The organism is Streptococcus mitis (assembly GCF_009496285.1).
Classification (GTDB): Bacteria; Bacillota; Bacilli; order Lactobacillales; family Streptococcaceae; genus Streptococcus; species Streptococcus mitis_BP.
In genome coordinates this window covers 1-14,454 of record NZ_WIJK01000001.1, presented here as the reverse complement: position 1 = coordinate 14,454, position 14,454 = coordinate 1, and the positions used below count along the sequence as shown (strand labels likewise).

The window sequence follows — 14,454 nt, the reverse complement described above, 5'->3', positions numbered from 1 at the left end:
TACTTGACAAGTGAGCGTTCACTCACTATAATAGTCTCATGATTAAAAAGTGAGTAAACACTCACCTGAGAGGATTCAAATGAAAAAATTGTTACATTTAAAAGATTTAGAAAAATCTTTTGGTCGTCAAATGGTCTTAGATCACGTTGGTTTTGATTTAAAGCCTGGAGAAATCATTGGTCTAATCGGTCCATCAGGTGCTGGTAAATCAACTATGATTAAAACCATGCTAGGAATGGAAAAGGCGGATAGCGGTATCGCTTTAGTCTTGGACCATACTATGCCAAATCGTCATATTTTAGGTGATATTGGCTATATGGCTCAGTCTGATGCTCTTTATGAGGCCTTGTCAGGTCAAGAAAATCTAGAATTTTTTGGTCAGCTAAAAGGGCTATCCAAAAGAGATCTGACAGCTGAAATTGCCCATGTGGCTCAAGTTGTGGATCTGACAGAGCATTTGAATAAAACGGTATCCGGTTATTCTGGAGGAATGAAGCGACGCTTGTCTTTAGCCGTCGCGCTTCTGGGGAATCCTCAGCTCTTGATTTTGGACGAACCGACAGTTGGAATCGACCCTTCTCTTCGAAAGAAAATCTGGAAAGAATTATTCGCGCTTAGAGACAATGGGGTAGGGATATTAGTTACTACCCATGTTATGGATGAAGCAGAGTTAACGGATAAGGTCGGCTTATTATTAGGTGGAAAAATCATTGCTTTTGATACACCGCAACACTTAAAAGATAGTTATCAAGTTTCAAGTATTGAAGAAGTCTTTTTGAAAGCAGAAGGAGAGTAAGATGAGAACCATTGCTATTGCTAAAAAAGTTATCAAAGAATTGCTTCGTGACAAACGAACCTTGGCTATGATGTTTGTAGCGCCGGTATTTATTATGTGGCTGATGAACCTCATGTTTTCAGCTAGTACAACCGTGAATGTCAAGTTAGCGACACAAGATCTACCAACTGGTTTGGTAACAAAAATGGATGAGCTCGATCATGTGGACGTCGAGACTTATCAAGACTTAGATCAGGCTAAAAAAGCTCTAGCTGACGAGAAAGTAGATGCAGTCATATCGTATAAAGATGGTGAGTATCAGGTCGACTACGCAAATACGGATGCTTCTAAAACAACTATGACACGACAAGTGTTACGAACAAGTATCGTCAATGAAGGCACCGATCAGTTATTATCTCGTGTCAAACAAGCTCTTCCACAATTGAAATTAGATGAAAAGGCGCCTGAAATCAAAGAATCTTACCAATATGGAGATAAAAATACTGGATTCTTTGCACGTATGATTCCAATTTTAATTGGCTTTGTGGTCTTCTTCTTTGTCTTTTTGATTTCTGGTATGGCACTGTTGAAAGAGCGAACAAGTGGAACCTTGGATCGCTTGTTAGCAACCCCAGTGAAACGTTCTGAAATCGTCTATGGCTATATGTTGTCTTACGGTATTATTGCGATTTTTCAAACGGCAGTTGTCGTTTTAGCAGCAATTTGGCTACTAGATGTAGAAGTTGTAGGAAATATTTTAAATGTTATAATAGTTAATGTGGTACTGGCTCTTGTAGCACTAGCTTTTGGAATTCTCTTGTCTACTCTAGCAAAATCAGAATTCCAAATGATGCAATTTATTCCTCTCGTGATTATGCCCCAACTTTTTTTCTCAGGAATTATTCCATTGTCATCCATGGGAGAATGGGCTCCAACTGTGGGGAAATTTTTGCCATTAACCTATTCTGGTGATGCAATAAGCCAGATTATTCTTTACGGACACAATCTTGGTGATATTTTGTCAAATCTTGGTGTTTTAATGATTTTCTTGATCATTTTAACAATTCTCAATATTGTTGGATTGCGTCGTTATCGTAAAGTTTAGAAATCAACATAAATAATGCTAAAAAGGTGTGAAGATTGGATGGATAAGACTGTTTTTGAATCGTTTGAAGATTACTTAGAAGAAGCGAATTACCCTCAAGGAAAGAAAAAAATCATGCAGGCAGCAGTGGATCTCATATCAACCAGGAGTTACCATGGGACCTCAACTCTTCACATAGCTGAGCGTGCTGGACTAAGCCAGGCAACTTTGTTTAAGTATTTTAAGACGAAGGATGATTTACTGACGGCTATTTTACATCCTGTAGTCCCAGGCATTCTCGGTAGTTTTTTTGAGGAACTCTTAGCTTTTGAAACGACAGAAGAGAGGGTTCGTTATCTCGTCCATAATCGTATGAGCTATCTCAAAAAAAATCGTGCCTTGATGAAAATCATTCTACAAGAGAGTTTTTCAAATAAAAAACTAAAAAATGAACAGATTTTTATCTGGAATGCTATTCAAGATAAACTTCGAGTGCTTCATAAGGAATTGCTAGCAGATCCACGTGTAAATCCAGAGATAACGATTCCTCAAATGGTTCGCATCTGTATAGGTCCATTGTTAGCTTACTTCTCTCAACTATATATCATTGGTGACAATGTCGAAATTAGTGAAGAGGACTTAGGCTTATTGGAAAAACAAATCTTAGGTGGTTTGTGGAAATAGGAGGAGTATAGGAATTAGTTCTTTTTGCTTTAGGTTGAGCAACACATCATAAGAAGTATTTTCTAATATTAAAAAACATAATAATTTAAAGAAAAAACTCTTATCCCTAGCATATTAACAGCTTGGAATAAGAGTTTCTTATGTTATTAGGACGAGAAAGAATTATTCTCCGTCTTTTTTAAAGATGTTTTTTACGCCAGATACTGCACCTTCGACAGCTTCTTTTGCATCTTCAGCAACTTCTTTAGCTTTTGAAGCTACCTTTTCTGCAGCTCCTTCTGCTTGAGTTTTTGTATCGCCAGTTAGTTTACCAAAACCTTCTTTGACAGAACCTTTAGCTTGGTTGAATTTTTCTTCGATTGACATGGGGGATACCTCCGTTAATTTTTTGTATTATCTAAATTACATCAGATATTAATTTAAGTATATACCCTTTTATGCAAAAAAGCAAAAAACTGATACGAAAAGCATCAGTTTATTTTTTTAATAGGTTACAACATTCAAATGACCTTTATCATATTCAGCGATAAAGATATTTGAGACTTCTTCGAAACCTTCTTCTTTCAATTTCTCAGTTAGCCACTCCTCGGATTTGCCAATGGTTTCTAGGATTTCAACTTGGACAACACCGTCGGTAATAATTGGATACTTAGGATTTTCATCGCCCATTCTTACGACAATCAGCTGTCCATTTTGCTCAATCACAGCTCTCTTGACATCCTTCAGTTGGAAGATTCCTTGAGAGCGCAATTTAAGAGCTACATCTGCGGCTGCAAGACCTTTTGAGCGACAGGCTTCTGGATCTAATTTACCATTTTTAATGATAATAGTAGGTTTCCCGTCAATTAAGTGTTTGAAAAAGGAAATATTGGTATTCAACCATTTAAGGAGTAAAATGAGAATAGTCCAAATAATGAGGATAACAATGTATTGGATGATGGTAATAGAACTATTGTAGATAACCCCACCGATAATACCCCCGAGAACAAAGTTCTGGATTTGGTCCACTGCAGAACTTGGTGCTAGATTTCCTTTACCTGTTACGTTAATAACAAAAACAAGAGAAAGAAGCCCCAAAGCCAATTTAATTGCAATCGTAGCAAAAAAGCTTATCATTTTTCAACCTCCACGAGTTCAACATCTGATTTATAGAGTTCCATTTTTTCTAATAAATAGCTATCTTGGTCAGTCCCGCTAATGGCACGATAAAAATTGTCACCTACTTTAATAATCGCCCCATCAGTCACTGCTGATGTGTTGACATAAACATTTTTCTTATCAACACCTAACTCTTTTGATACAATTTCGATGAAGTGCAAGGAACTACGAAATTGATTATCATTGGATTGGTTGTTTTGAAGATTCGTAATGCTAATCAATACAAAAGCAATTAACGTCAAAATAGAAATGAGCGATAATTCACGGAACTTACTCCCTCTCTTATCTTGAAAAGCCTTAAATGCAAAGAATCCAGTCACAATCACTAAGAGCGTCGACACAATAATCATGACCCAATTCTGTTGACTAATCTGACTGAGCACATAGTCATAGGAATAGAATTTCATAAAACTCCCTCACTTTTTTTTAATTCAATCTATTATAAGATAATTTCTAAGCTATAGCAATTTTATTATGACGAAAAAAGCATTTAATTGTTGTTTCCTATTTAAATTCAATTTTTCTGAATTGAACTTCGACTCGACCTTGACTTTCTTTCTGTTTTTGATACAATAGTAAAAATTTAGAGGAGGTGCCCTATGATTCAAAAACATGCCATTCCTATTTTAGAGTTTGATGATAATCCTCAGGCAGTCATCATGCCAAATCACGAAGGATTAGATTTACAGTTGCCAAAGAAGTGCATCTATGCATTTTTGGAGGAGGAGATTGACCGCTTTGCTCAGGAAGTAGGGGCGGAGTGCGTTGGGGAGTTTGTGTCTGCCACTAAGACCTACCCCGTTTATGTCATGAGTTACAAGGGTGAGGAAGTTTGTCTGGCCCAGGCTCCTGTTGGTTCTGCCCCTGCGGCCCAGTTTATGGATTGGTTGATTGGTTACGGTGTGGAGAAAATCATCTCTACTGGTACTTGTGGCGTGTTAACGAATATAGAAGAAAATGCCTTTCTGGTTCCAGTACGAGCCCTGCGTGATGAAGGAACTAGTTACCATTATGCACCACCTTCTCGTTATATGGATGTGCATGTTCAAGCAATTTCTGCTATCGAACAAGTCTTGGAACAACTAGGCATTCCTTATGAAGAGGTTATGACTTGGTCGACAGATGGTTTTTACCGAGAAACAGCTGAAAAAGTTGCCTATCGCAAGGAAGAAGGCTGTGCAGTTGTGGAGATGGAGTGCTCCGCTCTTGCGGCAGTAGCCCAGCTACGTGGGGTTGTCTGGGGAGAGTTGCTCTTTACCGCAGATTCTTTAGCCGATTTAGAAAATTATGATAGCCGCGATTGGGGTTCGGAAGCTTTTGACAAGGCCTTGGAACTCTGTCTTGAAATCGTTAGTCATATGTGACAGCTTTAACTGATTTTGTGGTACAATGTAGCTATGTTATTCAAATCATTTTCGGAAAAAATAAACATGACCTTGGGGCGTTTATCACCTGCTCGTCGAATTTTTTTAAGTTTTGCTTTAGTTATTTTCGCAGGCTCTCTCCTTTTGAGTCTGCCATTTGTGCAAGCAACAAGCTCCCAAGCGACCTATTTCGACCATCTCTTTACAGCAGTATCCATGGTCTGTGTGACAGGACTTTTTACCTTACCTGTCGCTTCGACCTACAATGTCTGGGGGCAGCTGATCTGTATGTTCTTGATTCAGATTGGTGGTTTGGGTCTCATGACTTTTATCGGAATTTTCTATATCCAGGGCAAGCAAAAACTCAGTCTTCGAGGTCGAGAAACGATTTTGGAGAGCTTTAGCTTCGAAGAAACCCAGTCTCTGAGGGATTTTCTACGTTCCATCTTCGTGACGACTTTTCTAGTAGAAGGCTTCGGAGCCTTTCTGCTAAGTTTTCGTTTTGTCCCCGAGTTTGGTTGGGGACGGGGAATTTTTACTTCCATTTTCGTAGCTATTTCAGCTTTCTGTAATGCTGGTTTTGATAATTTTGGAAGTACAAGTTTAGTAGCTTTTCAAACTGATCCTTTGATTAATTTAGTGATTGCAGGATTGATTATTACAGGTGGCCTAGGTTTCATGGTCTGGTTTGATCTAGCTACCCAGTTAGGAAAGAAGAAAAAGCGTCGTCTTCGTTTCCATACTAAGCTAGTCCTCTTCTTAACAGCGGGGATTTTATTTGCTGGAACAGTTTCAACCCTCTTGATAGAGTGGAACAATTCGGGAACGATTGGCAATCTCAGCTTCCCAGATAAATTGCTGGTTAGTTTCTTCCAAACTGTCAGCATGCGGACGGCAGGATTTGCTTCTATTGATTTTACTCAGACTAGACCTGTTACCTTGATGATCTATATTTTGCAGATGTTTCTGGGTGGGTCACCTGGCGGTACAGCAGGGGGACTAAAAATCACAACCTTCTTTGTCTTGTTGGTATTCGCACGCAGTGAACTTTTAGGGTTACCTCATGCAAATATAGCTCGGAGAACGATTGAACCTCGAACAGTCCAAAAATCATTCAGTGTGTTTATTGTTTTCTTATTGACTTTTCTGGTTGGCTTGATTTTACTAGGAATAACAGCAGAAGGAAATCAGCGCTTTATCTACATTATGTTTGAAACTATTTCAGCGCTTGCCACGGTTGGAGTAACAGCTAATTTGACACCAGAGTTAGGTAAGCTAGCGCTTAGTGTCATCATGCTACTGATGTTTATTGGGCGAATCGGACCTCTGACGCTATTAGTTAGTTTGGCTGAGTATCGACCAGATAAGAAAGATATGATCCACTATATGAAAGCGGATATTACCATAGGATAAGAAAGGATAAACTATGTCAGATCGGACAATCGGAATTTTAGGCTTGGGTATTTTTGGGAGTAGTGTTCTGGCTGCTCTCGCCAAGCATGATATAAATATTATCGCTATTGACAACCATGAGGAACGAATCAATCAATTTGAACCAGTCTTGGTGCGTGGTGTTGTTGGAGATATCACCGATGAAGAGCTCTTGCTATCAGCTGGAATTGATACCTGCGATACCGTAGTCGTCGCAACTGGTGAAAATCTAGAGTCTAGTGTTCTTGCAGTCATGCATTGCAAGAGTCTAGGGGTACCGACTGTTATTGCTAAGGTTAAAAGCCATACAGCAAAAAAAGTCCTTGAAAAAATCGGTGCAGACTCAGTCATTTCACCAGAGTTTGAGATGGGTCGTTCGTTGGCACAGACGATTCTCTTTAATAACAGTGTAGATGTCTTTCAGTTGGACAAGAATGTCTCAATTGTCGAGATGAAAATTCCACAATCGTGGTCAGGTAAGAGTCTAAGTCAACTAGACCTTCGAGGACGATACAATCTCAATATCCTCGGTTTTCGTGACTACGAAAATGCTCCCTTAGATGTACAGTTTGGACCAAATGATTTATTAAAACCGGATACCTATATCATGGCGGTGATAAATAACCAATATTTGGATACCCTAGCAAGCCTTAGTGAGTAGAAGAGGAATGACTATTCTTTTTTTCAACGACTATTGAGTCAATATAAGTATTTTATAAGAGGGATTTAAGAAAAATTTTAACTTTTTCTTAATCCTTTTTAATTTTAGGAGATTATACTAGAGCTATCAAAAAAAGAAAACTCTAAGGAGAATCCTATGAAATTCAATCCAAATCAGAGATATACTCGTTGGTCTATTCGCCGCCTCAGTGTAGGTGTTGCTTCAGTTGTTGTGGCTAGTGGCTTCTTTGTCCTAGTCGGTCAACCAAGTTCTGCACGTGCTGATGTCGTCAATCCGACTCCTGCCCAAGTCGTGCCAGACGCTACTTCGGTGAGTGAAAAGAGCGACTTACCAGCAGAGGTTCTCAAAAAAGCAGTCGATGTAGATCTTTCTTCAGAACAGTCTGCTCCAACACCTAAAGCAAGTGTGGATACGACAAGCTCTCCAGAAAAAGCGGATGTGACTGCTAAAGACCAAGTGGTAGCACCCAAAGAAGAAGTGCAAGCCCGACCAGAATCTAAGAAACAAACAGAAGATGCGGTTAAACCTGCGGCAAGTGAAGCTCAATCAGCAACCACCCCAGCTGAAGTTCAAAAAGGTGTGGCTGAAAACACCAAAGACACAGTAGATGTCCCAGCTACTTACTTGGACAAGGCCAACTTCCCTGGCCCATTCACAGCAGGTGTCAACCAAGTCATTCCATATGAATTCTTCGCCGGAGACGGAATGTTGACTCGTCTTATCTTGAAAGCCTCAGACAAGGCCCCATGGTCAGACAACGGTTCAGCTAAAAATCCCGCCCTTCCACCAGTAGAAAACTTGGGCAAAGGCCTTTACTTCTATGAAGTGGATTTGGCCGGCACTCAAGGTAAATCAGATAAAGAGCTGCTTGACTTGTTAAAACAAAACGGCACTCAAAGCTATAAAGCTACTATTAAAGTGTACGGTTCGAAAGACGGCAAGGCTGATTTGAGTAATCTAGTAGCGACTAAGGATTTGGATGTCAACTTGAATGGTTTGACTACTCCAGCTGAAGTTCGAAAAGGTGTGGCAGACAATACCAAAGACACAGTAGATGTCCCAGCAACTTACTTGGACAAAGCCAACTTCCCAGGTCCATTCACAGCCGGTGTCAATCAAGTTATTCCATACGAATTCTTCGCAGGTGATGGTATGTTGACCCGCCTTATCTTGAAAGCTACTGACAAGGCCCCATGGTCAGACAACGGTTCAGCTAAAAACCCCGCTCTTCCACCAGTAGAGAAATTGGGCAAAGGCCTTTACTTCTATGAAGTGGATTTGGCAGGTACCCAAGGTAAATCAGATAAAGAGCTTCTAGACCTCTTAAAACAAAATGGTACGCAAAGCTATAAAGCAACTATCAAAGTGTACGGTTCGAAAGACGGCAAGGCTGATTTGAGTAATCTAGTAGCGACTAAGGATTTGGATGTCAACTTGAATGGTTTGACTACTCCAGCTGAAGTTCGAAAAGGTGTGGCAGACAATACCAAAGACACAGTAGATGTCCCAGCAACTTACTTGGACAAAGCCAACTTCCCAGGTCCATTCACAGCCGGTGTCAATCAAGTTATTCCATACGAATTCTTCGCAGGTGATGGTATGTTGACCCGCCTTATCTTGAAAGCTACTGACAAGGCCCCATGGTCAGACAACGGTTCAGCTAAAAACCCCGCTCTTCCACCAGTAGAGAAATTGGGGAAAGGTCTTTACTTCTACGAAGTGGACTTGGCCGGTACTCAAGGTAAATCAGATAAAGAGCTTCTTGACCTTTTGAAACAAAACGGAACTCAAAGTTATAAAGCTATCATCAAGGTGTACGGTGCTAAAGATGGCAAGGCAGACTTGAGCAACCTCGTAGCGACTAAGGATTTGGATATCAACTTGAACGGCTTGACTACTCCAACTGAAGTGCAAAAAGGCGTAGCCGACAATACAAAAGACATAGTAGACGTCCCAGCCACTTACTTGGATAAAGCTAACTTCCCAGGTCCATTCACAGCCGGTGTTAACCAAGTAATCCCATACGAATTCTTCGCTGGTGATGGTATGTTGACTCGCCTTATCTTGAAAGCCTCAGACAAGGCTCCATGGTCCGACAATGGTTCAGCTAAAAATCCTGCTCTTCCACCAGTAGAAAAATTGGGCAAAGGTCTCTACTTCTATGAAGTGGATTTGGCAGGTACTCAAGGCAAATCAGACAAAGAGCTTCTTGATTTCTTGAAACAAAACGGCACTCAAAGTTATAAAGCTACTATCAAGGTGTACGGTGCTAAAGACGGTAAGGCTGATTTGAACAACCTTGTAGCGACTAAGGATTTGACAGTAAACTTGAATGGCTTGACTTCTCCAGCTGAAGTGCAAAAAGGCGTAGCCGACAATACCAAAGACATAGTAGATGTCCCAGCCACTTACTTGGATAAAGCGAATTTCCCTGGCCCATTCACAGCCGGTGTCAACCAAGTCATCCCATATGAATTCTTCGCTGGTGACGGTATGTTGACTCGCCTTATCTTGAAAGCATCTGACAAAGCTCCATGGTCAGATAACGGTTCAGCTAAAAACCCTGCTCTTCCACCAGTAGAGAAATTGGGGAAAGGTCTTTACTTCTACGAAGTGGACTTGGCCGGTACTCAAGGTAAATCAGATAAAGAGCTTCTTGACCTTTTGAAACAAAACGGAACTCAAAGTTATAAAGCTATCATCAAGGTGTACGGTGCTAAAGATGGCAAGGCAGACTTGAGCAACCTCGTAGCGACTAAGGATTTGGATATCAACTTGAACGGCTTGACTACTCCAACTGAAGTGCAAAAAGGCGTAGCCGACAATACAAAAGACATAGTAGACGTCCCAGCCACTTACTTGGATAAAGCTAACTTCCCAGGTCCATTCACAGCCGGTGTTAACCAAGTAATCCCATACGAATTCTTCGCTGGTGATGGTATGTTGACTCGCCTTATCTTGAAAGCCTCAGACAAGGCTCCATGGTCCGACAATGGTTCAGCTAAAAATCCTGCTCTTCCACCAGTAGAAAAATTGGGCAAAGGTCTCTACTTCTATGAAGTGGATTTGGCAGGTACTCAAGGCAAATCAGACAAAGAGCTTCTTGATTTCTTGAAACAAAACGGCACTCAAAGTTATAAAGCTACTATCAAGGTGTACGGTGCTAAAGACGGTAAGGCTGATTTGAACAATCTTGTAGCGACTAAGGATTTGACAGTAAACTTGAATGGGTATAAGTCTCTCAATCCGATGAAATCTCAAATGCCAGCTACTAGTCAGGATAAGATGATGCCTAACAAAGAGCAGGACAAAACCATGAATGCTAGCCAGCCAATGGCAACTTCAAGTATGAAGCAAGACCAAGTCACAGCAACTTCAAGCAAAATGCCTGATGAAGGCAAGATGGCATCTAATAACAAGGTGTCAAGTCCAATGATGGCTGATCAGATGAAAGAGCAAAAAGACATGCTTCCATATACTGGTGAAGCCCAAACCTCAATGGCTACTCTTGGTTTCTTTGGACTCGCCTTGGCCGGACTGCTAGGTGGACTAGGTTTGAAATCTAAAAAAGAGGAAAATGACTAGTCTAGCTACAGATTTTCTATCTAGGATTTGAAAAATTCAGATAGCGATTAGAATGTTCGTAAAGCGATTAAAATAGTGTTATACTATTGTAGTATAGCACTGTTTTTTTCAAAGGAGAGACAGATGGGAAAGACAATTTTACTCGTTGACGACGAGGTAGAAATCACAGATATTCATCAACGCTATCTGGTTCAGGCGGGCTATCAGGTTTTGGTGGCTCATGATGGAGTAGAGGCCTTGGAAATCTTCAAGCGAAAAGCGATTGATTTGATTATTACAGATATCATGATGCCTCGGATGGATGGTTATGATTTGATTAGTGAGGTCCAGTATCAATATCCGGATCAGCCTTTTCTCTTTATTACGGCTAAGACCAGCGAGCAGGACAAGATTTATGGTCTGAGCTTGGGGGCAGATGACTTTATTGCCAAGCCCTTTAGCCCTCGTGAGCTGGTTTTGCGTGTCCACAATATCTTACGTCGCCTTCATCGTGGAGGTGAGACAGAGGTCGTCAGTCTCGGGGATTTACGGATGAATCACGGTAGCCATAAGGTTCAAGTTGGAGGTGTGGCGCTTGATTTGACAGTCAAATCCTTCGAACTTCTATGGCTTTTAGCTAGTAATCCAGAGCGGGTTTTCTCTAAGACAGACCTCTATGAAAAGGTCTGGCAAGAAGACTATGTGGATGATACCAATACCTTGAATGTTCATATTCATGCTCTTCGACAGGAGTTGGCTAAACATGCCAGTGCAGAAACGCCTACTATCAAAACTGTCTGGGGCTTGGGCTACAAAATTGAGAAAGCACGAGGTAGTTAATGAAATTAAAAAGTTATATTTTAGTGGGGTATGTCACTTCAACACTCCTAACGATTATCGTGGTTTTTTGGGCTGTTCAAAAAATGCTGATTGCGAAAAGCGAGATTTACTTTTTGCTTGGAATGACCATCGTTGCCAGCCTGGTCGGTGCTGGGATTAGTCTCTTTCTCCTGTCGCCGGTATTTACGTCGTTGGGCAAACTCAAGGAGCATGCCAAGCGAGTAGCGGACAAGGATTTTCCTTCAAATCTGGAGGTTCAAGGACCTGTAGAATTTCAGCAATTAGGCCAAGCTTTCAATGAAATGTCCCATGATTTGCAGGCGACCTTTGATTCCTTGGAAGAAAGCGAACGAGAAAAGGGCTTGATGATTGCCCAGCTATCGCATGATATCAAGACTCCCATTACTTCGATTCAAGCGACAGTGGAAGGGATTTTGGATGGGGTTATTAAGGAAGGAGAACAGGAGCATTATCTAGCAACCATTGGGCGTCAGACGGAAAGGCTTAATAAACTGGTTGAAGAGTTAAATTTTTTGACTCTAAACACAGCTAGAAATCGGGCAGAGACAACTAGTAAAGACAGCATTTTTCTGGATCAGCTCTTGATTGAGTGTATGAGTGAGTTTCAGTTCTTGATTGAGCAGGAGGAGCGAGATGTCCACTTGCAGGTAATTCCAGAGTCTGCTAGGATTGAAGGAGATTATGCCAAGCTTTCTCGTATCTTGGTGAATCTGGTCAATAACGCTTTTAAATATTCTGCTCCAGGAACCAAGCTGGAAGTGGTGGCTAAGCTGGAGAAGAACCAGCTTTCAATCAGTGTGACCGATGAGGGGCAGGGGATTGCCCCAGAGGATTTGGAGAATATTTTCAAACGCCTTTATCGTGTAGAAACTTCGCGTAACATGAAGACAGGTGGTCATGGCTTAGGACTTGCGATTGCGCGTGAATTGGCTCATCAATTGGGTGGAGAAATCACAGTCAGCAGCCAGTACGGTCTAGGAAGCACCTTTACCCTCCTTCTTAACCTCTCTGGCAATGAAAATAAAGCCTAAAACCCCTTTACAAATCCAGCCATTCATGGTAAAATGGATTTTGTGCGAAATATCAGCAGGAAAGCATGAAGCTCGTCAACAGGTGTCTTATGATAAGTAACCTTGGCTGTTTAGGCGAAGGGCATCTGCACGAATCAGGGCTTTCTAAGTGACTATTTCCACCGAAATATTATTTATATCAGGAGGACATACACATGTCACGTTATACAGGACCATCTTGGAAACAAGCTCGTCGCCTTGGCCTTTCACTTACAGGTACAGGTAAAGAATTGGCACGTCGTAACTACGTACCAGGACAACACGGACCAAACAACCGTTCTAAATTGTCAGAATACGGTTTGCAATTGGCTGAAAAACAAAAACTTCGTTTCACTTACGGTGTAGGTGAAAAACAATTCCGTAACTTGTTCGTACAAGCTACAAAAATCAAAGGCGGAATCCTAGGTTTCAACTTCATGCTTCTTTTGGAACGTCGTTTGGATAACGTTGTTTACCGTCTTGGTCTTGCGACTACTCGTCGTCAAGCTCGTCAATTCGTAAACCACGGTCACATCCTTGTTGACGGAAAACGCGTTGATATCCCATCATACCGTGTAACTCCAGGTCAAGTGATCTCAGTTCGTGAAAAATCATTGAAAGTTCCAGCTATCCTTGAAGCAGTAGAAGCTACTCTTGGACGTCCAGCATTCGTATCATTCGACGCTGAAAAATTGGAAGGCTCATTGACTCGCTTGCCAGAACGCGACGAAATCAACCCAGAAATCAACGAAGCACTTGTCGTTGAATTCTACAACAAAATGCTTTAATTTTAAGATATATGATACAGAAAGCCTACAACAGTGGGCTTTTTGCTTTGTCTGAAAATTAGATTATGACAACTAGCCAGCTTTATGTGAATTACAAACTTATAATCAATAACATTACAGACTCAAAAACACAAGACAGAAATCAAAGTCCTTCTTTCCCTCTTTCTCTGCTATACTACAAGCAGAGAAAGGGGGAAAGCAAATGCTTGAAAAGTATTATGAGAAGGTAAAAGGTATTGTCCATAGATGCCGAAAAGATTACTATCTCCACCTGTGGGAAAAAGAGGATTGGGACCAAGAAGGACTGATCTGTCTCTATGAACTCCTCGAGGCCCATCCAGAATTAGTGGAAGAGGAAAAGAAACTCTACGTCTACTTCAAAACAAAATTCCGCAATCGAATCCTTGATAGCGTCAGAAAACAAGAGAGTCAAAAACGTCGCCTGGACCGTATGGCCTATGAAGAAGTAGGAGAGATTAGCCAACGCCTACCAGAAGGAGGATTGTGGTTGGATGATTACTACGCCCTTCATGAATTGCTGGATAGTTATAGAAGAAAGTTACCACAAGATAAGCAAGAAGCCTATGAACGCCTCTGGGCAGACGAACGATTTAAAGGCCGCAAAGCCCTTCTCAGAGAGCTGAAGGAAGTAATTCAGTAGAATTGAAAAAAAGTTCAAAAAAGGTGTTGACAAAGTAAGAAAAGTCGGTATAATAGTAAGAGTTGAAAATAACAACTCCGGTCCGTTGGTCAAGGGGTTAAGACACCGCCTTTTCACGGCGGTAACACGGGTTCGAATCCCGTACGGACTATAGTATGAAGCAGATGAAACACTGGATGAAAAAAATTAAAAAAAGTTTCAAAAAAGTGTTGACAAGCGAAAGCGACTGTGATATACTAATATAGTTGTCACTTGAGAGAAGTGAGTGACAAAGACCTTTGAAAACTGAACAAGACGAACCAATGTGCAGGGCACTACAACTAAGGTTGTAGTACTGAACAATGAAAAAAACA

At 41.0% G+C, this 14,454-nt stretch carries 14 protein-coding genes and 1 tRNA gene; 12 read left to right on the top strand and 3 right to left on the bottom strand.

Going from position 1 to position 14,454, the window contains the following annotated elements:
• Window positions 1-79 precede the first annotated feature (79 nt).
• Genes GEZ89_RS00075 through GEZ89_RS00065 form a run of 3 tightly spaced genes read left to right on the top strand, consistent with a single transcriptional unit; the run spans window position 80 to window position 2,543 of the window.
• Window positions 80-796, top strand: a complete 717-nt coding sequence (locus GEZ89_RS00075) for an ABC transporter ATP-binding protein (protein WP_042759577.1) — start codon at window positions 80-82, stop codon at window positions 794-796.
• Window position 797: 1 nt separating this feature from the next.
• Window positions 798-1,880 carry an ABC transporter permease gene (locus GEZ89_RS00070; protein WP_006154045.1) on the top strand — a complete coding sequence of 361 codons (1,083 nt, stop codon included), beginning with the start codon at window positions 798-800 and terminating at the stop codon, window positions 1,878-1,880.
• 39 nt (window positions 1,881-1,919) lie between these two features.
• Window positions 1,920-2,543, top strand: coding sequence for a TetR/AcrR family transcriptional regulator (locus GEZ89_RS00065; protein WP_049530157.1), 624 nt, complete (start codon window positions 1,920-1,922; stop codon window positions 2,541-2,543).
• 162 nt (window positions 2,544-2,705) lie between these two features.
• Here the strand turns inward: GEZ89_RS00065 and GEZ89_RS00060 are convergent, their stop codons facing one another.
• The 3 genes from GEZ89_RS00060 to GEZ89_RS00050 form a co-directional block, all read right to left on the bottom strand.
• Window positions 2,706-2,909, bottom strand: a complete 204-nt coding sequence (locus GEZ89_RS00060) for a CsbD family protein (protein WP_000020982.1) — start codon at window positions 2,907-2,909, stop codon at window positions 2,706-2,708.
• 117 nt (window positions 2,910-3,026) lie between these two features.
• A complete protein-coding gene (locus GEZ89_RS00055) occupies window positions 3,027-3,659 on the bottom strand; it encodes a DUF421 domain-containing protein (RefSeq protein WP_153224523.1) in 633 nt (210 codons plus the stop codon).
• On the bottom strand, window positions 3,656-4,108 hold the full coding sequence (locus GEZ89_RS00050) for a DUF3290 family protein (protein ID WP_153224522.1): 453 nt from the start codon (window positions 4,106-4,108) through the stop codon (window positions 3,656-3,658). Before GEZ89_RS00050 ends, GEZ89_RS00055 begins: the two co-directional genes overlap by 4 nt.
• Before the next feature lie 192 nt (window positions 4,109-4,300).
• On the opposite strand from GEZ89_RS00050, the gene GEZ89_RS00045 reads away from it, so the two are divergent.
• The 9 genes from GEZ89_RS00045 (at window position 4,301) to GEZ89_RS00005 (ending at window position 14,252) form a co-directional block, all read left to right on the top strand.
• A complete protein-coding gene (locus tag GEZ89_RS00045; protein ID WP_153224521.1) occupies window positions 4,301-5,065 on the top strand; it encodes a nucleoside phosphorylase in 765 nt (254 codons plus the stop codon).
• A 33-nt stretch (window positions 5,066-5,098) separates the two neighbouring features.
• Window positions 5,099-6,478: a TrkH family potassium uptake protein gene (locus GEZ89_RS00040; RefSeq protein ID WP_153224520.1), complete on the top strand. Its 1,380-nt coding sequence runs from the start codon at window positions 5,099-5,101 to the stop codon at window positions 6,476-6,478.
• A gap of 13 nt (window positions 6,479-6,491) precedes the next feature.
• Window positions 6,492-7,157 carry a potassium channel family protein gene (locus GEZ89_RS00035; protein ID WP_049528967.1) on the top strand — a complete coding sequence of 222 codons (666 nt, stop codon included), beginning with the start codon at window positions 6,492-6,494 and terminating at the stop codon, window positions 7,155-7,157.
• A gap of 156 nt (window positions 7,158-7,313) precedes the next feature.
• Window positions 7,314-10,763, top strand: coding sequence for an SSURE domain-containing protein (locus GEZ89_RS00030; RefSeq protein ID WP_153224519.1), 3,450 nt, complete (start codon window positions 7,314-7,316; stop codon window positions 10,761-10,763).
• Window positions 10,764-10,886: 123 nt separating this feature from the next.
• The gene (locus GEZ89_RS00025; RefSeq protein WP_153224518.1) at window positions 10,887-11,582 is read left to right on the top strand and encodes a response regulator transcription factor; all 696 of its coding nucleotides are present in this window, start codon (window positions 10,887-10,889) and stop codon (window positions 11,580-11,582) included.
• Window positions 11,582-12,634, top strand: coding sequence for a HAMP domain-containing sensor histidine kinase (locus tag GEZ89_RS00020; RefSeq protein WP_153224517.1), 1,053 nt, complete (start codon window positions 11,582-11,584; stop codon window positions 12,632-12,634). The genes GEZ89_RS00025 and GEZ89_RS00020 overlap by 1 nt, the downstream gene beginning before the upstream one ends.
• A 194-nt stretch (window positions 12,635-12,828) precedes the next feature.
• Window positions 12,829-13,440, top strand: a complete 612-nt coding sequence (gene rpsD, locus GEZ89_RS00015) for a 30S ribosomal protein S4 (RefSeq protein ID WP_000092756.1) — start codon at window positions 12,829-12,831, stop codon at window positions 13,438-13,440.
• Window positions 13,441-13,642: 202 nt separating this feature from the next.
• Window positions 13,643-14,101: a sigma-70 family RNA polymerase sigma factor gene (locus tag GEZ89_RS00010; protein WP_153224516.1), complete on the top strand. Its 459-nt coding sequence runs from the start codon at window positions 13,643-13,645 to the stop codon at window positions 14,099-14,101.
• Window positions 14,102-14,180: 79 nt separating this feature from the next.
• Window positions 14,181-14,252: transfer RNA gene (locus tag GEZ89_RS00005), tRNA-Glu, on the top strand.
• Window positions 14,253-14,454 lie beyond the last annotated feature (202 nt).

Excerpts from the sequence above, each read along its gene's own strand:
- GEZ89_RS00070 (WP_006154045.1), top strand. The coding sequence starts at position 798 with ATGAGAACCATTGCTATTGCTAAAAAAGTTATCAAAGAATTGCTTCGT.
- GEZ89_RS00050 (WP_153224522.1), bottom strand. The coding sequence starts at position 4,108 with ATGAAATTCTATTCCTATGACTATGTGCTCAGTCAGATTAGTCAACAG.
- GEZ89_RS00035 (WP_049528967.1), top strand. The coding sequence starts at position 6,492 with ATGTCAGATCGGACAATCGGAATTTTAGGCTTGGGTATTTTTGGGAGT.
- GEZ89_RS00025 (WP_153224518.1), top strand. The coding sequence starts at position 10,887 with ATGGGAAAGACAATTTTACTCGTTGACGACGAGGTAGAAATCACAGAT.
- GEZ89_RS00060 (WP_000020982.1), bottom strand. The coding sequence starts at position 2,909 with ATGTCAATCGAAGAAAAATTCAACCAAGCTAAAGGTTCTGTCAAAGAA.
- GEZ89_RS00020 (WP_153224517.1), top strand. The coding sequence starts at position 11,582 with ATGAAATTAAAAAGTTATATTTTAGTGGGGTATGTCACTTCAACACTC.
- GEZ89_RS00075 (WP_042759577.1), top strand. The coding sequence starts at position 80 with ATGAAAAAATTGTTACATTTAAAAGATTTAGAAAAATCTTTTGGTCGT.
- GEZ89_RS00045 (WP_153224521.1), top strand. The coding sequence starts at position 4,301 with ATGATTCAAAAACATGCCATTCCTATTTTAGAGTTTGATGATAATCCT.
- GEZ89_RS00010 (WP_153224516.1), top strand. The coding sequence starts at position 13,643 with ATGCTTGAAAAGTATTATGAGAAGGTAAAAGGTATTGTCCATAGATGC.
- GEZ89_RS00055 (WP_153224523.1), bottom strand. The coding sequence starts at position 3,659 with ATGATAAGCTTTTTTGCTACGATTGCAATTAAATTGGCTTTGGGGCTT.
- rpsD (WP_000092756.1), top strand. The coding sequence starts at position 12,829 with ATGTCACGTTATACAGGACCATCTTGGAAACAAGCTCGTCGCCTTGGC.
- GEZ89_RS00030 (WP_153224519.1), top strand. The coding sequence starts at position 7,314 with ATGAAATTCAATCCAAATCAGAGATATACTCGTTGGTCTATTCGCCGC.
- GEZ89_RS00065 (WP_049530157.1), top strand. The coding sequence starts at position 1,920 with ATGGATAAGACTGTTTTTGAATCGTTTGAAGATTACTTAGAAGAAGCG.
- GEZ89_RS00040 (WP_153224520.1), top strand. The coding sequence starts at position 5,099 with ATGTTATTCAAATCATTTTCGGAAAAAATAAACATGACCTTGGGGCGT.